Origin of the sequence: Hoeflea sp. IMCC20628 (assembly GCF_001011155.1) — a bacterium.
In the GTDB taxonomy this organism is placed as follows: domain Bacteria; phylum Pseudomonadota; class Alphaproteobacteria; order Rhizobiales; family Rhizobiaceae; genus Hoeflea.
The window spans coordinates 3,374,832-3,399,234 of sequence record NZ_CP011479.1 but is presented as its reverse complement, the minus strand read 5'-3'; the positions used below and the strand labels follow the sequence as shown (position 1 = coordinate 3,399,234).

The window sequence follows — 24,403 nt, the reverse complement described above, 5'->3', positions numbered from 1 at the left end:
TTTTTCGGTTCGCACAGCGGTATGATGCACTATAATTTTCAATTAAGTCATTGAATAAATGGATGATAGAAGGTGGGTGAGTTCCCTTCAGAACGTTTCCTTTCGTGCAATAATGGGTGCTTGTTCACTTCAAAAGGTCTATCTGATGCAGTGATCCATCTACTCTCGGCGCGATGTCGATACCAAAAGGCACGCACGCCCAGAACCGCAAAAATTCTCCAAAGCAATGAAATTCCGATCATTTCGTCAGATTATTGAGCGATATATCTGATTTGATAGATTATGTTGTAATTATTACAGAATAATCGATCAAGTGATTGCCTGCTAGTAATCCTTGATCTACTGTTGGTCAGCCGCATACCGCCCCTCGGGGCCAATGGGGTCATGAGGAGCGCACGGAGGGTGCGTGAAAAAGCTAGGGAGGAATAAGATGACTTCGATTCAGAAGATGTCGAGGGCGGTCGGCTGCTCGGCCATAGCGCTATTGGTGTTCGCAGGGTCTGCTGCGGCAGAGATGACGGACGAGGCCCGTTCATATCTGGCCGGGGGTGGTGTTGACGCCGCACTCATTGAACAGGTCGATTCTGCAACAGCGACCGAGCTCGATGTTCCGCAGGAATGGATCGACAAGGCCAAGCAAGAGGAGGCCATCGATTTCAGTACAAACGATGCACCAGCACATGTTGCGGCATGGCTGCCGATCTTTCAGGCCCGTTATCCGGACATCAACATTGTCGCAACCGAGACGTCCGGCGCAGCGCGCGCTGTGCAGCCGTTGCTTGCCTACAAGGCGGGCAGCCTGGTCCGTCATGTGCTGGTCAGTTTCGAAGGGTCGCTTCCCGATTTCATCGAAGCCGATGCATTGGCTGAAATCGACGACCTGCCAGCCTGGGACGGTGTCCCCACCGATCGGCGTGCGGCGAACGGAACCTATGCCGGCATGCAGAACACAACCTGGTGTCTGGCCTACAACAAGGACACGGTTTCAAAGGACGAGTTGCCCGCCACCTGGTGGGATCTGGTCTCACCCGACTCTCCACTCGCCGGTGGCCGTGTCGGAGCCGCCAACCGCGCGCAACTCTGGACGCTGAACCTGTGGACCCATCCCGACTATGGTCCGGAGCGTATGGCCAACGAGTTGCTGCCCGCGTTCTTTGACACGCTCAAGCCGCAACTGCGCAAGGAAGGGATTTCGGGAATTTCCAACCTGATGCTGGTGGGCGAATTTGACGTGGCTCTGCCCGCGCCGAATGACGAGACCGAAGAGTTGATGCAGACCGGTGCACCTGTCGGATGGCATTGCCCCGAACCGGTCCCGCAGTACTTCAACCTCATCGGCATGTTCCGCGATTCCCCCACCCACTATTCCTCGAAGATCTTCATCAACTGGATTTTAAGCCAGGAAGGTCAGCTGGTTCGTTTTGTGGCGGGCGGCGACGGACCGGTGCACAAGGACTTGCAGATTGCCGGCGCATCCGCGCTTAGCGAAGAGTTTGTCGGCAAGGATATTGCCCTTCGGACCATTGAAGGCCTCACTGACGGATTGCCCAAACTCTATGATGTCTGGAATCCGCTCTGGGCCAATTCCGGCGGGCAGTGACAGCAAGGTCGATTGGGCTGGCGCTGCAAAATGCGCCGGCCCGAATTCTAAGTGCACATTACAGGCAAGAGCATGAGCAATACCGCTATCGATCCTATCCGGGATCAGGGCCACAGCCGCCCGTTCAATCTGTACAATGCCGCGCGGCGGTTTTTCCCCTGGGCTGTCCTGTTGCTGGTCGCGGCGATGGTCTTCGCCCCGATTTTCTCGCTGGTTGTCGGCGCTTTCAGCCTGGCGCGTTTGCCCAATGAATTCTCCATGGACAATATGGGGTTTGGCAATTTTTACGCAGTCTGGGTCGAGCAGCGCATCGATCTGGTCCTTTGGAACACCGCTGTCTATGTAACCGGTGCAACCATCTTCGGCATTGGAACTGCCGCAATCCTGGCCTGGCTGGTTGAGCGCTCGGATATGCCGGGCAAGATCTGGATTTATGCCGGCGTACCGCTTGGAATTGCCGTGCCGGGAATTCTTCACGCCATTGCATGGGTCCTCCTGCTGAGCCCCCGGTCGGGATTCATAAACCGCAGCTGGATGTATCTTACCGGCGCCGAAGAACCGCTTTTTACCATTTACTCCATGACCGGACTGATTTTCGCGGAAGGACTGCGGCTGGTTCCGGTGGCCTTCCTGATGCTGGTGCCGCTGATGCGCAGCATGGACCCAAGTCTTGAGGAAGCAGCCGCGGCCAGCGGCGCGAGCCCGATGCGCACTGTGCGACGGGTGACATTCGCGCTGCTGCTTCCCGGCGTTCTGGCAATCAGCATCTTCCAGGCGATCACCGCGATGGAAAATTTTGAGGTACCCGGCATTCTCGGATTGCCGGTGAATATCCATGTTTTCAGTACCCGTGTATTCAATCTGATTGACAATATCGGTGCGATACCGGCCTTCGGCCAGGCAAATGCGGCCGCTGTTTTCTATCTCGGGATCGCTCTGGTGATCTCGTTCTTTTATTTGAGGCTGGTGCGCCACTCCGAACGCTATTCGATCATCACCGGCAAAGGCTATACGCCGCGCGCCGTGCGGCTTGGTGCGTGGCGGTATCCGGCGGCGGCTATGTCGGCGCTGTTCCTGTTTGTTACAATTGTCCTGCCTTTCCTTGTGCTGCTGTATGTATCGCTGGTGGGCTATCTGCGGCAGCCATCGCTCGAAGCCTTTCAGAGCTTTTCGTTCAAGCACTACCTGGCCGTATTCGAGCAACCGCGCGTCGGCAGGGTGCTGTGGAACACGATTTTCCTGACAGTGATGACCTCAACTGCGGTGACAATCCTGTCATTTGTGATTGCATATATCGTTGTTCGCACGAGATTTTCAGCGCGGTACACGCTCGACGTTCTGGCGTTCATGCCGCACTCGATTCCGGGCATTGTTCTCGGCCTGGCGCTATTCTGGTTGCTGATCCAGTTTGACTCGCTTACCGGCGCCAGTTCGTTTGGATCGCTCTACTCGCTGGTGATCGGCTTCACCATCCTGTTCCTTGCCTACGCGGTGCGGGCCATGAGCGTGGCGATGATACAGGTTCATCCCGACCTCGAGGATGCCGCCATGCTTTGCGGAGCGCCGCCCTGGCGGGTCGCTGTACGGATTTTTGCGCCGCTTCTCATGCCGACGCTGGTTGGTATCTGGATCTATGTTGCCATGCTGAGTGTCCGGTTCATCAGCCTGCCGCTGATCCTGTCGCAGGGTGGCAACAATGAAGTCCTCGGCGTGATGATCTGGTCCTTGTGGGACAACGGAAATATCAACTCAGTAGGAGCAATCGGGATAATGCTAATGACGGTCATGTTCGGCTTCGCACTTTCGCTTCGTGTGTTTGGCTTCGGTCAAAAGAATGGTGGGGGTGCGCTATGATTGGCATCGACAACCTTCATGTTCGCTTCAACTCCGACAAGGGGCAGGTTCACGCGGTTCGCGGTGTCAGCATCAATGTCGCACCTGGTGAATTCTACACTCTTCTGGGGCCCAGCGGCTGCGGCAAAACCACGACGCTCCGGTGTCTGGCAGGCCTCGAAAGACCGTCGGGCGGCAGCATTACCATCGGCGACGTTCTGGTCCACGATACCGACAAGGATATCTCGATCCCGACCTATCGCCGCGATATAGGGATGGTGTTTCAATCCTATGCAATCTGGCCCCATCTGACTGTCTTTGAGAACGTGGCGTTTCCCTTGCGCGAAATGCGGCCGAAGCTGGCGGAAAGCGAGATTGAACGTCGCGTCAAGAACGCGCTCGAGCTTGTTCAGTTGAGCGGTTATGAGACGCGTCCGGCGCCCTTCCTGAGTGGGGGGCAACAACAACGGCTTGCGCTGGCGCGCGCCATCGTCCGCGAGGCGTCCGTAGTGCTGTTTGACGAACCGCTTTCAAACCTTGATGCCAAGCTGCGGGCCGAAACGCGGCTGGAGCTTCGCCGGCTGGTAAAACGGCTGGGCATGACCGCACTCTATGTCACCCATGATCAGACCGAAGCCCTGACCATGGCAGACCGTGTTGCGGTGATGCGCGATGGACAAATCGCCCAGGAAGCAACGCCGGTCGAAATTTACAAACGTCCGGTCTCTCAATTCGTCGCCAGCTTCATCGGGCAGTGCAATTTTGCCAAGGCCACCATCCGCGCGCTCCCGACTGGTGACGCGCTCGGGCACATTGATACGGAATGGGGGGCGCTGGCATTTTCGGATGGGAGAGGGCGCGCGGCGGGAGATGACGTCACCATCGCGGTTCGGCCCGAAAACGTACGGCTTGCCGACGATCACACCCAGGCTGGCGTGCCGCGGATCACGGGTGAGGTGTCGGAAATCGTGTTTCTTGGCGAAGCACTTGAATGCCGGATCAATCTCGGTGACTCCAATTTGATCACGCGGATGCACCCAAGCAGTGCCGTCGTGGCCGGCGATAAGGTGGACGTTGTTATAAGACCCGACGACGTAGCAATTCTTGCGGCCTGATTGGTGATGACGCAGAACCACACAACCATGGCAGATGACTTGCCAGACCCGAAAGGGGAGGGACTACGCGCGCACCTTGCCTTTGCAATGGTTCTGGTGGCGACCTGCGCGGTTGCCCTGGAAAGCATGGCGGTCACTGTCGCCTTGCCTGCCATTGCACGTGAGTTTGACGTGTCGGCTGCTTCTGCGACATGGGTCATGGGCATGTCGCAATTCATCATCGTGGCGCTGCTGCTGCCCATGGCATCGCTGGCCGATACGATCGGCTATCGGCGCCTCTATCTGTCTGCCCTGCTGGTGTTTTCACTCGCCACGGTGGCCTGCATCGCCGCACCAAGCTTCAACGCGCTTGTGGTTGCGCGGGCTTTCCAGTCGATCGGTACGGCTGGGAGCATGAGCGTGGGTTTCGCGATGGCACGGACGATCTATGCGGATAAATCACTGGGGCGGTCCATCGGTTTTCTTGCCACGACAGTAGCCTTGGCGTCGTCTGGCGGGCCAGCGATATCCGGGGTGCTTCTCGAATACAGTGGGTGGAGAGCAGTGTTTGGTCTCATGCTGTTTTTCAGCACAGTCGCTTATGTTGGGGGACTGCTACTGCTGCCCGCGAACCGGCCTTCCGGCCGCCGTTTCAATCTCAAGAGCTCGGTTCTTGTCGCGTTGACATTGTCATGTCTTCTGTTCGTTTTGAACGGCCTGGCAAATGACTGGGCCCGCTGGTCACTGGCGCTCGCCGGTTTGGCGTCGGCTGTCGGTTTCATGGTTCTAGGTCGTACCTCGAAGGGCAGGGTGGGGGCAGTGTTCCCGCTGGATCTGCTTGCGCTTCCGGTTTTCAGCTTGTCGATCATTGCTTCAATCTGCGTCTTCGCGGCACAGTCACTGGGGTTTGTGCTGCTGCCATTTTACCTTTTGAATGATGCTGGGCTGAGCCCGATGAAAATGGCGGCAGTTTTGAGCATATGGCCGCTGACAACAGCGCTGCTTGCCCCCTTTCTGGGCTGGATTTCGGACAGCATCCCGGCCGGACCGGTGGGAGCGGCAGGGCTTGGCATTTATGCCTGCGGGTTTTTCTTGCTGGCTGCAATGCCCGTTGATGCCAGTGCCACCGGCATTGCGCTAAGGCTGGCCTTGTGCGGCATTGGGTTTGCAGTGTTTCAGACACCCAACAATCGGCTTGTGATGCTGAGTGCGCCGCGGGAACGCAGCGGCGCGGCCAGCGCGATGATCTCGCTGGCGCGCCAATTCGGCCGCGCCTCAGGAACGGCCATAGCGGCATTTGCACTTGCCACAAGTTCAATTTCCGGTGTGCTCGTGGTCCTCAACATTGCAGGCGTCCTGGCACTTGTGGGTGCGGTTGCAAGCATGGGTCGGGCAGTGGCCATCCGGGCCCGTTAAAACTGCAAATTATAGAATGTGAATGAAGGAGAAGTTGGAAATGTTGAAATTATATAACGGTGTCACCAGTGTGTGCTCTGTCAAGGTCCGGATAGGGCTTGCGGAAATTGGATTGGACTATGAGGATCAACGGCTTGATATACAAAAGGGCGACCAGTTTGACCCCGACTATATGAAGCTCAATCCGGCGGCTGTCGTTCCGACGTTGATCGATGACGGGCTTGTTCTGGTTGAATCAAGCCTGATCCTTGAGTATCTCGACCAGACCTACAATCAGAACCGGCTGATGCCGGTTGATCGTGCCAAGGCAGTTGCGGCGCGTCATTGGCTTCTGCGCTGTCTCGCCATTCATGCCGCCGTCAACACGCTCACCCACTCTACGGTCAATCGCAAACGACACCTTGCGAGCAAAACCCCGCAGGAAATCGAAGCGATGATCGCCCGGAAGCCAGATCCGGTTTCGCAGATGAAACGCAAGGACCTCTACGCCAATGGGTTGAAATCCCCCTACGTGTCTCAGGCTCTCATGCATTTGCGTAGCGCCTTTGCGGATATGGGCAAGGTGCTCTCCGAAGGCGATTGGGTCACTGGCCCCGAATTCGGAATCGCCGATATCGCGCTCATCTCCTATATCGACCGGCTCGAACGCCTCGGCTTTAGAGGGCTCTGGCTCGACACTGAACCGCGCGTCGCCGACTGGTTGGCCAGCATGCAATCCCGCCAGAGCTATCAGGTGGAAGTCCAGAGCAAGATACCAGCGCAGATGGCCGAAGCGCAACTCCGGGATGGATCCGAGTTCTGGAGCGAATTGGAAGACCGCTGGCGTGCGTCGGCTTGACCCGCAAAAGCGAGTGTCTGGCGTTCCGGGACACTTGGCATTCCGCGCAGCCAGTCAGGCAAAAACAGAGATCGGGAGATATTGAATGCGTTATGTAAGTTTTGAAGTGGATGGGCGCGCATCCTGGGGGCGCGTGGATGGAAACGAAATCATCGATCTTGGCGCGCAGCCGGACGCACCGGAAGATCTGAAGGCCGCGATCACAGCGGGAAAGCTCGACATGGTGGGCGATTCACCCCGACGCGCACGCGCTTCTGTCCGGTTGCTGCCGGTCGTGCCCAACCCGTCAAAGATATTCTGCGTTGGCCATAATTACGAATCCCACCGGGTTGAGACCGGACGTGACAAGACCAAGCATCCCTCGATCTTCATCCGTTTTGCCGACACATTGATTGGTGCGGACGATGCCATTGTGCGACCCGCCGTATCCACAAGTCTGGACTTTGAGGGTGAACTGGCGGTGGTGATCGGCAAGGGCGGGCGCAATATCAGTGAATCCGAAGCCATGAGTCACGTTGCTGGCGTGGCCTGTTTCAATGATGCCTCGCTGCGCGATTGGCAGTGGCATACCAACCAGTTTACACCGGGCAAGAACTTTCCCGGCACAGCTCCCTTTGGCCCGGAACTGGTGACGCTTGACGAGATCGCCGACCTTGACAAAGTTCAGGTAATTTCGGTGCTCAATGGCCAGGTCATGCAGAGCGCAACGCTCGATCACATGTTGTTTCCCATTCCGTTGATCATTGCCTACATCTCCACGTTCACGCCGTTGTCGCCGGGCGATGTCATCGCCACCGGCACACCCGGCGGTGTCGGTGCGAAACGCAATCCGCCAGTGTGGATGAAGGCGGGCGACACGATCGAGGTGCGCATATCCGGAGTGGGAACGCTGGTCAGCCAGATAGTCGATGAGGCCTGAAGAAACCGTGTAACTTGAGAAGAAGTGTTGGAGGCGAGCGGCAATGGGCAGTGATTTTCTGATAAGCGGTTTGCGAAGCGTCGAGCTGGAAGTGCCGGATCTTGCCAGATCGGCAGCGTTCTACATGGATGTCTGGGGCCTGGTCGAAGCAGAGCGCGCGGACGGCCATATCTATCTGCGCTGCGAAGGCGAGGATGCCTATGCTGTTCGGCTGAATGAAGCCAGCGTACCGGCCATCCTTTCCTATACGCTCCGGGCGGCTGACGGCACCGACCTGGCGGCCTTGCGCGCGCGTGCAATTGCTGCAGGCGGGGTGGCGGACGGAGACATTGCTCCGATGTTGGAGGCGGGCGGCGGAACAGGCTTTTCCCTGCGCGACACAGTTGGGCGGAAGCTGCGCGTCGTGCAGGGTGATACACGGCTTGACCCATTCAACTCCGGTCAAAGCCGCCCCGACCGCCTGTCGCATATCAATATCAACACAACCGATCTGGAGCGCGATATCGCTTTTTATGAGCTTGGCTTCGGGTTCAGGGTCACCGACCGTAGCAAGATGATGGGCTTTGTCCGCACCAACAGCGATCACCATACCGTCGTTCTGGCGAAAGCTCCCGTTGATACGCTCAATCATATTGCTTTCAATCACCCGACCTGGGAGGACGTGATGAAGGCTTCGGGTCGGATGGTGGATGCGGATTATCCGATGGGTTGGGGGCCGGGCAGACACGGTCCGGGCGACAATGTATTTGCCTATTTCGTCGACCCTGCAGGGTTTGTGGTCGAGCACACAGCCGAAGTGCTGCAGGTCGACGACACCTACCGCGTCGGTGGCCCCGAGGACTGGGTCTGGCCGGCTGGACGAACGGATCATTGGGGGGTCGCCCCGCCAAAATCCGGGGCATGCAAAGCGGCACAGCTTGCAATCGGGTTCAAATAGTTTTCCAGGGCGGACATCCGCTGGGCTGCGGGACTGACCGGATATATCCGGAACGCATTCAGCGATGGCGCCCGGGCATTGAGTCCTGATGGTCAAGCCGTGTTGGCAGGGATGGTGTGCCGTTCAACAGCGGCATTCGGGTCTGGAATATCCAATTTTTGACAACAGATCTGGTTTGTTGTTCTGGACGATAAACTGCGTGTGCCCCGGTCGCCTCGCCAGGTTTGTATTAATTTGGGTATTTTGATGCAATTTCATAAAAAATCGATATTTAATTGTCAGGAGAAAATATTGTGCTAGAGTCGGGGATGCGGGGCAGATGACAGCCTCAGAATTCTCGGGAGGAGACATTCATGAAGTATAAATCCCTTATTGTGTCGATCGCCGTTGGCGCGACGCTCGCGTTTTCAGCGATAACGGCCAATGCCGCTGAACTGCGCCTGGGAACGGCAAGCCAGGGTGGTGCGTTCTATCCTGTTGGCCAGGCCATTTCTACGCTGGTTTCAAAACATGCAGGCGACGGCATCACCATGGTTCCGATCGTCACCGAAGGCTCGGTCCAGAACCCGCGCCTTCTGGGTTCAGGCGAGGTTGATGCTGGTATTACCAACAATAATCTGGCCGTCCTCGCCAACAAGAATATCGGTCCCTACAAGGATGCCGGTCTCGATCTGCGCGCCATCGGAACGTTGCATCCCAGTATTCTGCACATGATGGTACTGGATAATTCCGACATCAAGTCGATTGCCGATCTCAAGGGCAAGCGTGTGGCGGTTGGTCCTGCCGGCGGCGGCACAATCCCGTTCCTTAACGCAATCCTTGCACTTGAAGGGCTGACCAGTGATGACATCACGCCAAGCTTTGTGTCCTATGAAGACGGTTTTAGCCAATTGTCCGATGGCATCGTTGACGCCTCATTCGCGCTTTCAGGTTTCCCCGCCGGTGCAGTGATGCAGGCAAAAGCCTCGGCCAAATTGCGGTTTCTCAATCTGTCGGAAGCTCAACTGGCCGCATTAAAAGAAAAGACCCCTGCCTATGGTTCGTTCACCGTAGATCCAGATGTCTACGATACCGATGAGGCCGGATTGGTTGTGGGCGTGTCAAACGTGCTGGTGGTCAACGCCAGCATGGATGAAGACACCGCTTACAGGATCGCCAAGGCGGTCTACGGCAACATGGATGAATTTCGCACGGAAAATGCCTTGGCCAAGCAGATTGATCCAGCCTTGTCGATGCAGCTGGCTATCCCGCTTCACGCCGGTGCCGAGCGCTTTTTCAAAGAGTAGACTGTCCCCACTGTGAGACAATGTGACGGGCGGGCCGCAAGGGCCCGCCTTCCTCCGCTGACGCCATGCAGGGATCCGCAGAAATCCAATGAAAAATCCGGTCGATAAGTTCTTCAAATACGGTGCGGTGGCCTTTGCATTTGTGATCGGGCTTTTCCACCTGCTCAATGTGTCGGGTATCGTGGTTCTGTCGACGCGTGAAATTCGCGTTTTTCACCTGGTCATGATGCTGGTGCTGCTTTTCATGGTCACGCCGCTTGCCAGGCAGTTCAAGGATGCAGCCTGGGAGAAGCTGCTCCGGCTCGTGCTGATTGCAATCACCATCGGGGCTGGTGTTTATCTCCTGTCGCGCTGGAAAGACATTGCCATGTCCGGCGGCGCGACAGTGCCGATGGACGCGACTGTTGGCATCATCGTCATATTGCTGGTGCTGGAAGCGGCGCGGCGTGGAGCAGGGTTGGCGCTCGCAATCTTGTGCACGTTCTTCTTCACCTATCCGTTTTTCTCTGAATATCTCCCGGGGCCGCTTGCCAGTCGTGGCTACAGCCTGACCCGTATTGCCGAATATATGACCACCACATCCAATGGAATTTTCGGCGTGCCGATCGGTGTGTCGTCGACCTACATCATTCTGTTTTCGATGTATGGAGCTTTTCTGAGCTCGTTTGGCGCGGGGGATTTCTTCTTCCGTGTTGCCAACCGTCTGACCCGTGGAACACGCGCGGCGGGCGCGAAAACGGCGGTCATTTTCTCCACTTTGCTCGGCATGATCTCAGGCTCGGCAGCCGGCAATGTCGCCGTCACCGGGACCCTGACAATTCCGATGATGAAGAAGGAAGGCTACCAGGCCCATCAGGCCGGTGCGATTGAAGCAGTGGTTTCGACCGGCGGCCAGATCATGCCCCCCGTGATGGGCGCTGCCGCATTCATCATGGCGGAAATTGTCGGGGTTCCCTATTCGACAGTTATGGGCGCAGCACTCATTCCCGCCTTCCTGTTCTTCAGTTCGATGTTTTTCGTCGTCCATCTTCAGGCACACAAGAACAACATCGTCCCGTTTGAACAGCCGGTGGAGGACGATGAATCCATCTGGTTGATCCTTCTCAAGGGCGGGCAATACCTTATTCCCTTCGTCACGCTGATCGTGATGATGGTCTATGGCTATTCGCCTTTCATGGCCTCGTTTTATTCGATCCTGCTGCTTCTTGCCTGCGACGTCATCTGGAACCGCAGCATTACGCTCGACACGTTTCGCAAGATCGGGACTGCCATTGTCGAAGGCGCAATAAGCGTCGTCCCGATTGCGATTGCCTGCGCCGCCGCCGGCATCATCGCAGGTACGCTGGGCATTACCGGTTTGGGGTCGAAAATTTCGAGCCTCATCATTGATGCGTCGATGGGCTATACGCTGCTCGCGCTGATCCTGACGATGTTCACCGCTCTCATCCTGGGCATGGGCCTGCCCACTACGGCGGCCTATCTCATTCTTGCAACCGTTGTCGCACCGGCACTGGCGAAGATGGGCGTTCCTATCCTGACCGCGCATATGTTTGTGTTCTTCTTCGGCTGCGTTTCAACGATTACGCCGCCAGTTGCGCTCGCCTCCTATGTGGCTGCAGGCATCGCCAAGGCGGACATCAACAAGGTCGGCTGGACGGCATTTGGTTACGGCATCACATGCTTTGTCCTGCCTTACATGTTCTTTTATGGCCCGGCTTTGATGTTGCAGGGTACACCGATTGAAATCGGTATGGCCGTCATAAGCGGGCTGGTCGGCGTGTTTTGTGTGGCCGCAGGCGTGGTGGGTTATTTCAGATTGCCACTCGTCGTCTGGCAACGGGCGGTCATCTTCTGCTCCGGTATTGCGCTGATGGATCAGGGGATTGAGTCCAACCTGTTGGGCCTCGCAGGTATCGCTGTTGTTTGGGTCACCGGATCGATGGCCCTTAAGCGTGCACCGATAAAGTTTTGATACAACTCAGGAGAAACGACAATGGCATATGAAGCGAGGAAATTCCGGCGTGTGGTCACCGGGCATGATGCCAACGGCGTCGCGAAGGTCATCCGGGACGATACAGCCTCATGCATCTTGCAGCGCCCGACCCGGCCCGGCGTGACGCTGACAAATTTCTGGCAGCACAGCCAGTCTCCGGCGCCGATGGAAAGCCATGACGATCCTGTCGAAGGCCCATTGGTTTTGCACCCGCCAAAGAATGGCGCGGTTTTCCGCGTGGTGCAATTTGATCCCGAAGACCCCGATGTCATCGCCAACATTGATGGCAAGAAAGCTTTTGCTGCGATGGGGGCCGGTGCCAATGTGGTCGAAAACGCCCGCCACCCCTATATGCACCGCACGGATTCGCTGGATTATTCCATCGTGCTGCAAGGCGAAGTCTGGATGCTGATGGATGAAGAAGACGTGCTGCTGAAGCAGGGCGATGTGATCGTCCAGCAGGGCACCAACCATGCCTGGGCCAACCGTGGCACCGAACCCTGCATCATCATGTTCGTTCTCAACGATGCGGTGAAATAAGCGTCCATGCCACCGGAAATCCTGTTTACCGACATCGGGGGTCTGGCAGCCATTGCGGTCGCCATGATCCTCGGTGGCATGTTGAAAGGCGCGACCGGTGCCGGGATTCCTGTCATTGCCGTACCAGTCATTGCCGCTGTATACGATGTCAAGATCGCGGTCGCAGTCATGGTTCTGCCAAATCTGATTTCCAACCTATGGCAGATTTACAAATTCCGCGCCCATCCGACGGATATGCGTTTCTGCTGGCAACTGGCGGTGTTTGGAGCGATCGGTGCGGGCATCGGTACCGTTGCACTGGCTGAATTGCCATCCAGCTTTTTGAGCCTTTGCATGGCTGGAATTATCATTGCCTATATTCTGCTTCGTGCGCTCAAACCGAGCGTTCAGCTTTCCATGGCAAGTGCCAGGAAAGCGGTTGCAGTGGTCGCGATGCTTGGCGGCATCTTGCAAGGCGCCGTTGGAGTTTCGGCGCCGGTGGCTGTCACGTTTCTCAATGCCATGAAACTGGCTCGGCCGGCTTTTATCTTCACGATTTCGATTTTCTTTATATCCATGGCATTTGTGCAGATCCCGACACAAATTTATTACGGTCTCCTGACGCGAGATGTTGCGACGCTTGGCCTTCTTGCCGCCATTCCACTGTTTGCCGCACTCCCTGTTGGAGATTGGATTGGCCGGCGCATCAGCCCGAGAGTATTCGACATGCTGATTCTGACATTTCTCGCCATCCTTGCGATCCGCTTGATCTATGTAGAAATGTCATGACCCGTAGCGCCATCCGAATACGGTCTTCGCCGTTCATGCCTTATGAGTAGCGGGGCGGTTGCTTCTTTGCAGGCCCCGCTATCAAAGCATCTCATCAGCCAAGAATGCTTCGCTGTTCCGAAAGCCTGAGCTGGAAATTCAAAGCTCCCTCATTCACCAACCATGCGCGAACGCTGAACGTCCGGCCGCCTTCTTTGTGCATTGGATCATTGTCGGCAAGAGTGCGCGCCTCGCCTATGTCTGCGGCACGATAAATGATGAGGCCTCCACCGCTCATGGCGGTGCCGGTATCATCCGAAACCGGTCCGGCCAAAAACAGCTTTCCAGCAGCTTCCATCTCTTTTTGGTAGGCAAGGTGTCGAGGCAGGATTTTCTGCATCTCTTCGGGTGTTGCATTGGCCTTCGATTCCACGATGAACAATTCAAAAGCCAGTGCGCCACGTCCCTGCGCGATTGTCTGATATTCATTCCAAGTTGGCACAGTCATGTCTCCTCTGTCGGTTCTGTTTGCATTTTTGCATAGATAATTGGTACAGAAAATAAAAAATCGATATTAATTGACCTTGAGAAATTAATATGTGTATTTTCAGGTTAGAGAGGGGTGGCGGTTTCGTACGCGAATGCTGCATCCTGTCGAAGCTGGCGAAATGGCTTTGGGAATGAAAATAGGAATGGACATGCACATACCAGACGGAAACACACCTGAAGAGCTTCGGGCAAACGCGCAAGCGGATGCAAAGGCATTGCGGGAGCGAATCCGGATGCTCGACCAAGACTCCCTTGACCTCATCCTGACACGGGCCCGCTCTCATTATGCCTGGACGGACAAGCCTGTTTCTGAAGAGCAACTCCGACGCATTCATGACATTGTAAAAATGGGGTCGACCAGCATGAATTCATGCCCGGCCCGGTTTGTTTATGTCCGTTCCAAGGAAGGCAAGGAGAAGCTTGCCAAATCTCTGAAGCCTGCCAACGTTGCCAAGATGGCTGGTGCGCCGGTGACGGCCATCATTGCCTACGACACAGAGTTCTGGCGTGAACTGCCCAAGCTGTTTCCGCACGAAGACCGTCGGCCACTGTTTGCGGGCAAGCTGGAACATAGTGAAAGCACGGCCTTCCGCAATTCAACACTGCAGGGCGCCTATTTCATGATTGCCGCACGCGCGATCGGACTGGATATCGGCGCCATGTCGGGGTTTTCCAACGCCATCGTCGACGAAGAGTTTTTCAAGGGCACGACGCTGAAATCAAATTTTCTCTGCAATCTCGGCTATGCTGATGAGAAGGCGCTTTTCCAGCGGCTGCCTCGCTTTGAATTTGAAGATATCTTCACATTTGCGTAACTTCAAGGAAGTGTATTGAGCATGGAAATCAGGCCGAAAATGACGGTGAAACTCAGGATGGCGGCCAAATGTCCGTCGCATTCGCTGTCGGAGCTGAGCACACGTGATGTTTCGTTTGTCATTGATGAGCCATTGGAGCGCGGTGGCACCAATATGGGGCCGACGCCGACCGATACCGTGATTGCTGCACTCGTTGGCTGCACCAACACGATAGGAAGCAAATGCGCGGCCAGCCTGGGCATTGATGCCGGCCATTTCCATATTTCTGCAGTGTGTGATTTTGACAGGCGGGGGGTGACGTTGATGGAGGAGGTCGACGTTCCCTTTACCAAGATCATACTGACCGTGGAGGCAGACGGTTCAGCCAGTGAAGCCGACCTGCAGCGTCTGGCTGAGGAAGTCGCCAAATATTGTCCGGTTTCGAAACTGTTCAGGCAAGCGGGCACTCAAATCGAGGAAATCTGGAAGAAGAAATCCGTCTGAATCTGCAAAATGCATTGAGACGATAAACTGGGAGGATGAGAATATGACGAGTATATCGCGCCGGATGTGTCTTTTGACAGCTATGTCCCTGGGCATGGCTCTCTCGCCGCTGGCTTCGCCGGCACAGGCAACAGAAACGATCAAGATGATCGCGATAGACGGCTATCCTGACCGATCAATGTGGGTGAAGGAATTTTCCGGCTTCTTCATTCCGCGGGTCAACGAGGAACTCGCCAAGACTGGAAACTACAAGATCGATTGGCAAGAGGCCTATGGCGGCACCATCGTGAAGCCCCGTGGCGTGCTCGAAGGTATCAAGCTCGGTCTTGGAGATATAGGCATTGTGACGACCATCTTCCACAATTCCGCGCTGCCCAGCCAGGGCATTTCGGCGGTAACTCCGATGGTGTCTGCAGACGCGAGAGTGGTTGCCAAGGCGGTCGATGAGATCGCCAAGGAATTCCCGCAGATGAACAAGGAATTTGATGCGGAAAATCAGGTCTACCTGGCAACAGGTGTTGTACTCGACAGCTATCAGATCTTTTCCAAGACCCCGATCAGTTCGCTGACGGATCTTGAGGGCAAGAAGGTCGCCGGTGCGGGTTACAACTTGCGCTATCTTGAAGGTGTCAAGGATGCAGCCGGAGTACGCGGTGGTTTGCCGGATTTCTACAATCTGGTTCAGACCGGTGTCGTGGACGCCGCCATGCTGTGGCCTGAAGCCGCGGTCACCTTCAAGATGGCCGAAGTGGCGCCCTACATGCTCAAGGTTGACCTTGGTGCGGTGAACTCGAAAACCGTGACCATCAACAAGGATGTCTGGGCAAAGCTGCCGGATGAGGTGAAGGGTGTCCTTCAGCAGGTTGCTGTCGAATACCGCGACCAGGTGGCCAATGTTGCCATGGATGAAGCGGCTTCTTCGGTTGCAGCTTTCGAGGCTGCTGGCGGCAGTGTGGTCGAACTCCCCGCAGCCGATCGCGAGGCATGGGCAAATGCAATGCCGAACATCGCTGTCGAATGGGCCGCAGAACTGGACAAGGCCGGTGCGCCGGGTTCCGACATGCTGAAGGCTTACATGAAGAAGTTGACTGACGCTGGTGCTGTGCCGGTCCGTGACTGGGCGGCTGAACTCGCAAACTGATGCAAACCAGCTATGGCAGGGGACGGTGAAACATGCGGAAATTGGTGACCGGTATTAGAACCATTGCCACAAGTCTTGCCGTTGGCGCGAACGTGATTGGCACCACGTTCATCCTGCTGCTGGTTGTTATCATGAATGTCGACGTAGTGGCGCGCGGGGTTTTCCATGCGCCACTACGCGGAACTGTCGAAGTCGTTATCTTCTCGCTGGTGCTGATCGTTTTCCTGCAGTTGCCAAACGTGGTGCAGGGAGGAAGGCTAACCCGATCCGACGGGTTCCTTCTGCTGATGCAGGCCATCCGTCCGAAAGTATCGCACTTGGCATCGCGTTTGATCGATGCTGTGTCCTGCGTCTTCATGGCGCTGATTACATGGACGATGTGGCCGGAATTTCTCGACTCCTTTGGCAGTTGCGGATTCTTCGTCCAACCGGAGTTTGGCGGCGCGCCAACCGGTAGTCTGTGGGGAGACCTGGCGCAGGCCTGGGGACGCTGCGACTATTTTGGCACGCCGGGCATTTTCACAACGCCGTGGTGGCCTGCCAAGCTTGCAATCCTCTTTGGCGTCGGGCTTTCGACCGTCCTGTTCTTCCTCAAAGCGCTTGTAGGTTCTGAGTATGGTGAAGCCTTGCCGGAACCCGATAATAATTCCTCCAGCACACAGCACAAACAATCATGAGCCCTGTTGAAATCGGTATCATCTCGGTCATCGCTATCGTGGTGATGATCTATATGGGAGTTTACATTCCCGTGGCGCTTGGCCTTGTGTCTTTCGCGTCAATCTGGATCATCAGCGGCAAATCAATCCTTGCCTTCAATTTCCTGAAGGTGGCTGTCGGTGACGGAGTGACGGAGTACTCCTTTGCCACGATACCGTTGTTTACCGTCATGGGACTTCTTGTCTCCAAAGCAGGCGTGGGAACAGATATCTATGAGGTCATGAACCGCGGCTTCAGGAAAATAACCGGCGGCATCGGTATGGCAACGGTGGGCGCCAATGCAGTGTTCGCCGCTGTGACCGGATCGTCGATCGCATCGGCCTCGGTGTTTACCAAGATCGCTGTGCCGGAAATGCAGCGTTTCAACTACAACCCGAGATTCGCCGTAGGCGTGGTTGCCGGCTCATCCGTTCTCGGCATGATTATACCGCCGAGTGCTATGCTCATTATCTATTCTTTTGTGGCGGAACAATCGGTCGGCGAGATGTTCATGGCGGGCATCGTACCGGGGTTGTTGCTGACTGCCGCCTATATCTTGACCATCATGCTGATGGGCAAGTTCTGGCCGTCCTTCGTGGGCGAGGACGCCGGACAAAGCGATACGCCACCGCTGACCTATGCGGAACTGGCGGACAAGACGCTGCCGATAATGTTCCTCATTGTCGTCGTGCTTGGCGGGATCTACACCGGATGGCTGACGCCGGTGGAAGCGGGCGCTGCCGGCGCTTTGATCGCGCTGTTGATTGCGCTGGCGCGCCGCAAAATCGGCATCAAGGGTCTGTGGGAAACAACGATTGATACTGGCTACATCACCGCGTCTATCCTGTTTTTGATCACCATGGCGTCGCTCTATAGCCGCATGCTGGGCTATGCCGACCTCCCAGGAGAGCTCCATGCGTTCCTAGATCACTACCAGTTCGGTTTCTTTGGCATCATGGTGGTCTATGTTCTGCTGATGCTGTTTCTTGGCACACTGCTCGATACCGCATCGATCATCCTGATCGTTGTACCGTTGTTCATCACCCTCATTGAAGCAAGTGGTCACAGCCTCGTATGGTTTGGCATCGTCACGGTAATCGGTGCTGAAATAGGCCTTTTGACCCCGCCGCTCGGCATTTCCTGTTTTGTCATCAAGGCAACGCTGAATGATCCGAACGTGACCTTGAAAGATGTGTTTCTTGGCGCCCTGCCATTCGCCTTCGTCATGCTGCTGGTGCTGATCTTGATTATCCGTTTCCCCATTCTCTCGACGGGGATCATCCATTGAAAATGACATCGAGGTAGATGTATGCGCAACGTAACTCGCGACACCCTGACCCAGACTTTCCTGGATTATTGCGGCGCCGAAACTGATCCGCGCCTGAGATCCGTGCTGGAGAGCCTTGTCAGGCATCTCCACGCCTTTGCGATGGAAAACAACCTGACCCATGCCGAATGGCGCAAAGGCCTGGAACTGCTGACCAAGGCAGGGGAGATCACGGACTCCGAACGCAACGAGTTCGTGCTGTTTTCCGATGTGCTTGGTTTGTCATCCCTGGTCGACATGATCAACTCGCCGGATGACTGCACGCCATCGAGCGTCCTCGGCCCGTTCCATATTCTGGGTGCACCCGACCTGCCGGTCGGAGGTGACCTGAAAGGGGACAATGATGGTCCGACCGTCATCGTGTCCGGAATTGTGAGCGAGCCGGATGGCACGCCGATCAAGGGAGCAGAAATCGAAATCTGGCAGACCGCTGACAATGGCCTGTATTCGAACCAGGACCCTGAACAACCGGAATACAATTTGCGCGGTCATATGGTTGTCGGCGACGATGGGCGCTATCTTTTCACGACCATTCGCCCGCAACCTTATGCTGTTCCCGATGACGGTCCGGTCGGTGAATTGCTACATGCCACGGGGCGTCATCCCTGGCGGCCGTCGCATTTGCATTTCATTATCACGGCGCCGGGCTATCGTTCGCTGGTGACTGAAGTCTTCCCCAGTGATGATCCCTATCTCGACGCAGATGCGGTATTCGGCGTTCGCGAGAAACTCATCATGGTCTATGAGAAGCAGTCCGCAGGCGATCCTGTTCCAAGCGGCCTTGCAGCCGGCGATGCGCTCACCGATCCATATTACAAGGTGGACTTCGACTTTGTTCTGGTTCGGGAAGCCTAGAGCATCGTACGTTTAATCCGGCGCATAGCCTGCTGCCTTGAAATAGTTCCAGCATTCGGTTCTTTCGAAGAGATGGCAGATAGAGCCAAGTGCGTCTGAAAGCGCGTCGAATGTTCTGGCGGCCGCGGCTCTCAGATGTGCCTTGATCTTCGAGAAAGCCATTTCGATGGGATTGAGATCTGGGCTGTAGGACGGAAGGAACAGGAACCAGGCTTTGCTTTCCTTCAAGATCTCGGCGGCTTTTTCGCTTTTGTGAACGGCGAGGTTATCCAGGATGACGACGTCGCCGGGCGATAGGGTCGGGGCGAGTTGTGTCTCGACGTAGGTGTCGAAGGATATGCGGTTCATGGCGTGGTGAATGATCCACGGAGCGGTCAGGCCATGGCAGCGCAGGGCGGCGATGAAGGTCTGCGTGCCCCAATGACCGAATGGTGCATCCATATGCAGCCGCTCACCGCGCGGGCAGCGCCCGCGAAGACGCACCATTTTCGTATTCACCGATGTTTCATCAATGAAGACAAGACGATGCGGTTCGAGCCGCATCCTCGGCTGTCGCTTGGCGATCCAGACATCACGAGAAAGCCGCACTGGCGCGCGGGCGCGTTCGGATGCCATCAGCGCTTTTTTTATATGTGAACCCTTCCGCCACCAGAATGCGCGACAGGGACGATGGCGGAACGCGAACGCAATGCGTCTCGTCAAGCTTGTCGACCAATTCCGGCATCGTGATATCGGGCTTTTTCTCGACTTCGGCAATCAGGAAGGAGCGGTAAGCCGCAAGCTTGCCGCCGCCCGGCGGGCGGCCTTGGCGCGGTGGCGACACAGACCCGGTCTTGCGGCGATGCTGCATGACACGGATCGCCGTGCTGTCGCCGATGGCGAAACGACGTGCTGCTGCCCGGCAGGAATGCCCGGCCTCAACCATAGCAATGACCCGTGCTCGGATATCTACGGAATGCGGTTTGCCCATGAGACACCTCCATTCCCGAAACAACCATGAAACCGAACGAAATGGAATCCCACCTGATTCACGTTTCGTGACCGATGCTGTAGATTGCGTCATCCTCGAACAGCCGAAGGCAAGTTGTATGCGCGGCGCTGACATGCATCAGGCCTTTTTCTTCGCCGCCAGCTCGTCCTTGAGAAAACCTCCGGTCGTTGCGTAATGCGACATCAAGAGTTCGACAGCGAGATCGGCATTCCGCTCGAGCACGGCATCTGTGATGGCATTGTGCTCTGCGTTGATGTCGCGCGAGGGATAGGCCTTTGAACCGGACAAATGGCGGTAGCGCACATTCTGATCATACAACTGGTCGCAGAATTTGAGCATGATTGAGGAGGGGCAGGCGCCAATCAGCGACATATGGAAATGCTTGTGGCGCCTTTCCCATTCTTCATTGGCAACGAAATGATCATTTGTCTGCGAACGCGGCACACGTGAAAGCCGGTAGGCTGAAAGGACCACCTGTTCCTCCCAATTGCTGTCTCCATGGGCAATGGATTCCCGCAAGGCCCGTTCTTCGAGCCAGCGGCGGGTGCGCAGAAGCTCGTCAAACTCCTTTTCGCTGACATCGGCGACGCGAAAACCGCGCTGGTCGATACGTTCGACGAAAAGATCTGAGGTCAGCATGCTCAGCGCTTCACGGATCGGGCTTGAGCCGAAGTCATAAAGGCTGCGCAGCTCTTCAATCTTGAGTTTTTTACCCGGAGTAAGAACGCCTGACATGATGTCGGCGCGAAGTCTTGTGTAAGCTTGGCTTGTAATCGAGCTTGATCCGGACGAATCCTCCTGCTGCCCAAGCGTGGTTTCATCCTGGGCTGCTACCTCGTTTTTCTGGCTAAGCTCGTCCAAATTTGTCCCCGACCTGGGTTCTGTCTTTACCGGCATCATGGCACTCCCGATGATTCGATGGAAGCAGCCCCGCCTTCTGACGAGGCTTCCACCGGATTTTGCCTGGCAAGCACACTGCCATAAGCTTTTGCCGCCTTTATAACGACGGGTGATGCAACGACCACTCCTTTGTTGGCAAACATCTCGTGGCAGTCGCCCAGCGGTTTGTAGCAGGTCAGAATTTCGCCGGGGATAGCGGCGCCTGAGGCGTTGGAGAAGACTTTATCGGCAACGGTTTGCGATCGTGATTGGATCAATGAAGGCGTCATTGCGTCAAAAATATCGATTTTGTAGTCAATCTGCAAGCATCAGTTTTCGGAACTCTGAGTACGAAAAACTGATAGACGCGAAAAATGTATAAATAATTCGTATATTTACACAGCTAATGTTCGTTTGGTGGCGCTGGATCGGCATTTTCGGCAAAGCCATCAAAAATCAAGATGGAATAAAATGTTGATATATTTGGGTTGCACGCTAAAAACTACATAACATTGGCTGACTATCATGATGTTCATGGTCGTATTTTCGAAGATCACATTTTAAGGCAGAGGAGGCCAATTCATGCGCGAGACGCATTTTGAAGACGGAAAATGGTGGGTGAGCCCATATAATTTTGTGCCCGAAGTGCGCAATTCGCTTGAGTTGCCCCCGAAAGTGCAGATCCATGATGCAACCTTGCGCGACGGCGAACAGACGCCCGGCGTGGTGTTCTCGGTCGATGACAAAATTGCCATCGCCCAGATGCTCAACGATGTTGGCGTCGACCGCATCGAGGCGGGCATGCCTGCCGTGTCGCCTCAGGATGCGGAAGCTATCAAGCAAATCAGCAAGATGGGCTTGAAGTCCCGCATATTCACCTTTGCCCGGGCGATGAAGCAGGATATCGACATGGCGCTCGAATGTGGTGCGCAGGGCGTCATCATCGAAGTGCCGATTGGCTACCCCAAGCTCACGACCCAATTCGGCTGGACCTGGCGAGATGTCCTCGAGCGCAGCGCGCCGGTGATCAATTATGCGCGTGAAAACGGGCTCTACGCCGTGTTCTTTCCCTATGATACGACGCGCGCCCGTCCGGATGATCTGGAGAACCTCTGCAAGGGAATCATGGCGGAATCGCCGCCGGACTCCATCGGCATCGTCGACACGATGGGCTGCGCTACCCCTGAAGCGATCAAGTACATGGTGCGCTGGGTCAAGCGCATGACCGGACTTCCGATCGAGATCCATACGCACAATGATTTCGGCATGGGTGTGGCAACCGAACTGGCCGCGGTCACGGCCGGTGCTGAAGTGGTTCACAGCTGTGGCAACGGACTTGGCGAGCGCACCGGCAATGCGGCGCTTGAGGAGCTCATGCTCGCGCTTGATCTGCTCTATGGCTATGACACCGGGTACCGCTTCGACCTGATGCCTGAACTCGGCCGGTTGCTGTCCGAGCGCGCCAATATTCCGATTGCCCGCAACAAGCCGATCCTGGGCGCCAGCAACTTCACCCGTGAATCCGGCATCGGCATCCAGTATGTGATGCATGATCCGCTGGTGATGTTTGGAACCCATCCGGCCCTGACCGGGCGCGTGGGCGAAGTGGTGCTTGGCAAGAAGAGCGGTAAGGCATCGGTTGTCTACAAGCTCGATCAGTTGGGCATGGGGACCGCAGAAGATGCTGATCTCGCCGAGATTCTGGATGCTGTAAAGCAGGCCGGCATCAAGAAGCGCGATACCCTGACCGACGATGAATTCAAGGCAATTGCCGAGCCCGTTCTCGCCCGTAGAGCCGCTTAAGTTTCGTCGCCATCAGACGCACAGTGGAGCATTCAATTATGGGCTACCTGCGTCCGAGCAGGATAATGCCAGCCCGTCGCACATAGATATGTGCGACGGGCTGATGCGTTACACAACCTTGATGGTGAGGGATTCAAGTCCTTCAATATTGACCACCATGACATCGCCCTTGACGATCGGACCGACGCCCGATGGTGTTCCTGACATGATCACATCGCCTGGCTGAAGTTCAAAGTAGTCAGACAGGTAGGAAATCATCTCAGGCACTTTCCAGATCATCTGGTTGAGATCGCCTTCCTGCTGGACTTCGCCATTGACCAGAAGTTCTACGCGCCCAACGGCCGGGTGCCCGACCTGGGAAACGGTCTGCAATGGTGCAATTGGTCCGGAGCGCTCAAAGGCCTTGCCGATTTCCCACGGGCGCCCCTTTTTCTTGGCTTCGTTTTGCAGGTCGCGGCGAGTCATGTCGAGGCACGCCGCATAGCCATAAACGTGATCGAGCGCCTCGGCGACAGGAATGTTGGTCCCGCCGGTCTTCAGCGCGACCGCCATTTCGACTTCGTAATGCACGTCCGTTGTCTTGTCCGGGTAAGGAAATTCCCCAGAACTATCAAGGTTATCCGGGTTCTTCTGGAAAAAGAACGGCGGATCGCGATCCGGATCGTCACCCATCTCGATGGAGTGGGCAGCATAATTGCGGCCAATACAATAGACACGCCTCACGGGAAACTCCCCGCCGCCCTGTACGGGAATTGTCGGAATTTTCGGAGCAGAAATTACGTAATCAGACATTGAAGTCTCCCAGCTGAAATGCGTTGTGGTAACGACATATTGCAGAGTCTGATGAAAATCAATCGCAACCAATGTGAATAAATCGGTTGCAGTTTCCAAACCAATTTGTAATCCTCTGTTGATTGGTTGGGTAATTGGTCAACCAATATGGAGATCTGTATGCTCAATAGGGACAGTTTTTTGTCGGCAGGCGAGGCAGTTACCGGTTTGCGTGAGTACATCACGTCAAATGGTCTGAAGCCCGGTGAGAGATTGCCCGCTGAAAGGGCTCTGACGGCGGAGTTGGGCATTACGCGCAGTACATTGCGCAAGGCGCTTGATGCTCTGGAGCGCGATGGCAGGATATGGCGCCACGTCGGCAAGGGCACGTTTGTCGCCGCATCAGCAGACGATCTCGACAAGATGACCAAGTCACCGGTTGAGCTTGGAAAGCAGCTGACGCCGTATCGTATGATGCGAGCGCGGTTGGCGATCGAGCCAGCGATTGCACGCGAAGCTGCAATCAACGCCTCTGGCGATGTGCTTGCGCGGTTGAATGCCACGATACAGCGCATGCGCGCTGCACCCAACTGGCAGCTTTATGAAACGCAAGATGATGTTTTTCATCGCGAAGTTGCAGAGGCGAGTGACAATCTTTTGCTGCTTTCGGTGTTCGATCAACTCAATTTGGTTCGGCGTGCCGTTGCCTGGGGGGCGGTCAAGCGACAGTCAGTCAGACCGCCTGCAGATCACGGGAGCTTCGCAGAACATGAAGAGATTGTGCTGTCGATTACCAACCGTGATCCAACTGCGGCCCATGAGGCGATGCGCAAACATTTGCGTTCAGTGGCTGAGCGTCTTTTTGGCGAAATATGATTCGCGGAGATCGG

The 24,403-nt window shown here is 55.9% G+C and carries 24 protein-coding genes; 19 read left to right on the top strand and 5 right to left on the bottom strand.

The features are described 5' to 3' along the window. Positions 1-430: 430 nt before the first annotated feature. The 11 genes from IMCC20628_RS16030 to IMCC20628_RS15980 all read left to right on the top strand — a co-directional run bounded on the left by IMCC20628_RS16030 (position 431) and on the right by IMCC20628_RS15980 (position 13,224). Positions 431-1,600, top strand: a complete 1,170-nt coding sequence (locus IMCC20628_RS16030; RefSeq protein WP_047031050.1) for an extracellular solute-binding protein — start codon at positions 431-433, stop codon at positions 1,598-1,600. Positions 1,601-1,672: 72 nt separating this feature from the next. Further along, positions 1,673-3,454: an iron ABC transporter permease gene (locus IMCC20628_RS16025; RefSeq protein ID WP_047031049.1), complete on the top strand. Its 1,782-nt coding sequence runs from the start codon at positions 1,673-1,675 to the stop codon at positions 3,452-3,454. Further along, positions 3,451-4,548 (top strand): ABC transporter ATP-binding protein, encoded by a 1,098-nt coding sequence (locus tag IMCC20628_RS16020; RefSeq protein WP_047031048.1) that lies wholly within the window; start codon positions 3,451-3,453, stop codon positions 4,546-4,548. Before IMCC20628_RS16025 ends, IMCC20628_RS16020 begins: the two co-directional genes overlap by 4 nt. 6 nt (positions 4,549-4,554) lie before the next feature. Next, on the top strand, positions 4,555-5,943 hold the full coding sequence (locus IMCC20628_RS16015; RefSeq protein WP_082128174.1) for an MFS transporter: 1,389 nt from the start codon (positions 4,555-4,557) through the stop codon (positions 5,941-5,943). A gap of 22 nt (positions 5,944-5,965) precedes the next feature. Next, a complete protein-coding gene (locus IMCC20628_RS16010; RefSeq protein ID WP_082128173.1) occupies positions 5,966-6,781 on the top strand; it encodes a glutathione S-transferase family protein in 816 nt (271 codons plus the stop codon). 85 nt (positions 6,782-6,866) lie between these two features. Next, positions 6,867-7,700: a fumarylacetoacetate hydrolase family protein gene (locus IMCC20628_RS16005; RefSeq protein WP_047031045.1), complete on the top strand. Its 834-nt coding sequence runs from the start codon at positions 6,867-6,869 to the stop codon at positions 7,698-7,700. 43 nt (positions 7,701-7,743) lie between these two features. Next, on the top strand, positions 7,744-8,637 hold the full coding sequence (locus IMCC20628_RS16000) for a VOC family protein (RefSeq protein ID WP_047031044.1): 894 nt from the start codon (positions 7,744-7,746) through the stop codon (positions 8,635-8,637). A 353-nt stretch (positions 8,638-8,990) separates the two neighbouring features. Continuing rightward, positions 8,991-9,923: a TAXI family TRAP transporter solute-binding subunit gene (locus IMCC20628_RS15995; protein WP_082128172.1), complete on the top strand. Its 933-nt coding sequence runs from the start codon at positions 8,991-8,993 to the stop codon at positions 9,921-9,923. 88 nt (positions 9,924-10,011) lie between these two features. Then, complete coding sequence (locus IMCC20628_RS15990; protein WP_047031043.1) at positions 10,012-11,895, top strand: TRAP transporter fused permease subunit; 1,884 nt, start codon at positions 10,012-10,014, stop codon at positions 11,893-11,895. A gap of 21 nt (positions 11,896-11,916) precedes the next feature. After that, on the top strand, positions 11,917-12,456 hold the full coding sequence (locus IMCC20628_RS15985; protein WP_047031042.1) for a cupin domain-containing protein: 540 nt from the start codon (positions 11,917-11,919) through the stop codon (positions 12,454-12,456). Between the two features lie 63 nt (positions 12,457-12,519). Beyond that, on the top strand, positions 12,520-13,224 hold the full coding sequence (locus tag IMCC20628_RS15980; RefSeq protein ID WP_047032655.1) for a sulfite exporter TauE/SafE family protein: 705 nt from the start codon (positions 12,520-12,522) through the stop codon (positions 13,222-13,224). A 94-nt stretch (positions 13,225-13,318) separates the two neighbouring features. On the opposite strand, the gene IMCC20628_RS15975 is transcribed toward IMCC20628_RS15980, so the two are convergent. Next, entirely contained in the window at positions 13,319-13,711 is a 393-nt protein-coding gene (locus tag IMCC20628_RS15975; RefSeq protein ID WP_197078318.1) for a YciI family protein, read from the bottom strand. A 274-nt stretch (positions 13,712-13,985) separates the two neighbouring features. On the opposite strand from IMCC20628_RS15975, the gene IMCC20628_RS15970 reads away from it, so the two are divergent. The 6 genes from IMCC20628_RS15970 to IMCC20628_RS15945 all read left to right on the top strand — a co-directional run bounded on the left by IMCC20628_RS15970 (position 13,986) and on the right by IMCC20628_RS15945 (position 19,069). Then, entirely contained in the window at positions 13,986-14,567 is a 582-nt protein-coding gene (locus tag IMCC20628_RS15970) for a malonic semialdehyde reductase (protein ID WP_047032653.1), read from the top strand. A 21-nt stretch (positions 14,568-14,588) separates the two neighbouring features. Then, positions 14,589-15,050 carry an OsmC family protein gene (locus IMCC20628_RS15965; protein WP_047031041.1) on the top strand — a complete coding sequence of 154 codons (462 nt, stop codon included), beginning with the start codon at positions 14,589-14,591 and terminating at the stop codon, positions 15,048-15,050. A gap of 82 nt (positions 15,051-15,132) precedes the next feature. Next, positions 15,133-16,191 (top strand): C4-dicarboxylate TRAP transporter substrate-binding protein, encoded by a 1,059-nt coding sequence (locus IMCC20628_RS15960; RefSeq protein ID WP_245307952.1) that lies wholly within the window; start codon positions 15,133-15,135, stop codon positions 16,189-16,191. Positions 16,192-16,283: 92 nt separating this feature from the next. Continuing rightward, entirely contained in the window at positions 16,284-16,868 is a 585-nt protein-coding gene (locus tag IMCC20628_RS15955; RefSeq protein ID WP_197078316.1) for a TRAP transporter small permease, read from the top strand. Further along, positions 16,865-18,175, top strand: a complete 1,311-nt coding sequence (locus IMCC20628_RS15950) for a TRAP transporter large permease (RefSeq protein ID WP_047031038.1) — start codon at positions 16,865-16,867, stop codon at positions 18,173-18,175. Before IMCC20628_RS15955 ends, IMCC20628_RS15950 begins: the two co-directional genes overlap by 4 nt. Before the next feature lie 21 nt (positions 18,176-18,196). Then, positions 18,197-19,069: a dioxygenase gene (locus IMCC20628_RS15945; RefSeq protein ID WP_047031037.1), complete on the top strand. Its 873-nt coding sequence runs from the start codon at positions 18,197-18,199 to the stop codon at positions 19,067-19,069. Positions 19,070-19,081: 12 nt separating this feature from the next. Here the strand turns inward: IMCC20628_RS15945 and IMCC20628_RS24770 are convergent. From IMCC20628_RS24770 to IMCC20628_RS15925, 3 genes are all read right to left on the bottom strand, one after another. Continuing rightward, positions 19,082-20,039, bottom strand: a protein-coding gene (locus IMCC20628_RS24770) for an IS630 family transposase (RefSeq protein ID WP_156174391.1) whose coding sequence is annotated in 2 segments (ribosomal slippage) — positions 19,082-19,687 and positions 19,689-20,039 — 957 coding nt in all. Because the reading frame shifts where the segments join, the coding sequence is not laid out codon by codon here. A 138-nt stretch (positions 20,040-20,177) separates the two neighbouring features. Beyond that, the gene (locus tag IMCC20628_RS15930) at positions 20,178-20,921 is read right to left on the bottom strand and encodes an FCD domain-containing protein (protein WP_047032652.1); all 744 of its coding nucleotides are present in this window, start codon (positions 20,919-20,921) and stop codon (positions 20,178-20,180) included. A gap of 35 nt (positions 20,922-20,956) precedes the next feature. Then, on the bottom strand, positions 20,957-21,265 hold the full coding sequence (locus tag IMCC20628_RS15925) for a hypothetical protein (RefSeq protein ID WP_047031036.1): 309 nt from the start codon (positions 21,263-21,265) through the stop codon (positions 20,957-20,959). 256 nt (positions 21,266-21,521) lie between these two features. Between IMCC20628_RS15925 and IMCC20628_RS15920 the strand changes: the two genes are divergently transcribed. Then, positions 21,522-22,742 carry a 2-isopropylmalate synthase gene (locus tag IMCC20628_RS15920; RefSeq protein ID WP_047028627.1) on the top strand — a complete coding sequence of 407 codons (1,221 nt, stop codon included), beginning with the start codon at positions 21,522-21,524 and terminating at the stop codon, positions 22,740-22,742. A gap of 108 nt (positions 22,743-22,850) precedes the next feature. Here IMCC20628_RS15920 and IMCC20628_RS15915 read toward each other — a convergent pair whose 3' ends face one another. Further along, positions 22,851-23,534 (bottom strand): fumarylacetoacetate hydrolase family protein, encoded by a 684-nt coding sequence (locus IMCC20628_RS15915; protein ID WP_047032651.1) that lies wholly within the window; start codon positions 23,532-23,534, stop codon positions 22,851-22,853. A 159-nt stretch (positions 23,535-23,693) separates the two neighbouring features. Between IMCC20628_RS15915 and IMCC20628_RS15910 the strand changes: the two genes are divergently transcribed. After that, positions 23,694-24,389, top strand: a complete 696-nt coding sequence (locus tag IMCC20628_RS15910; protein WP_082128170.1) for an FCD domain-containing protein — start codon at positions 23,694-23,696, stop codon at positions 24,387-24,389. Positions 24,390-24,403: the final 14 nt, after the last annotated feature.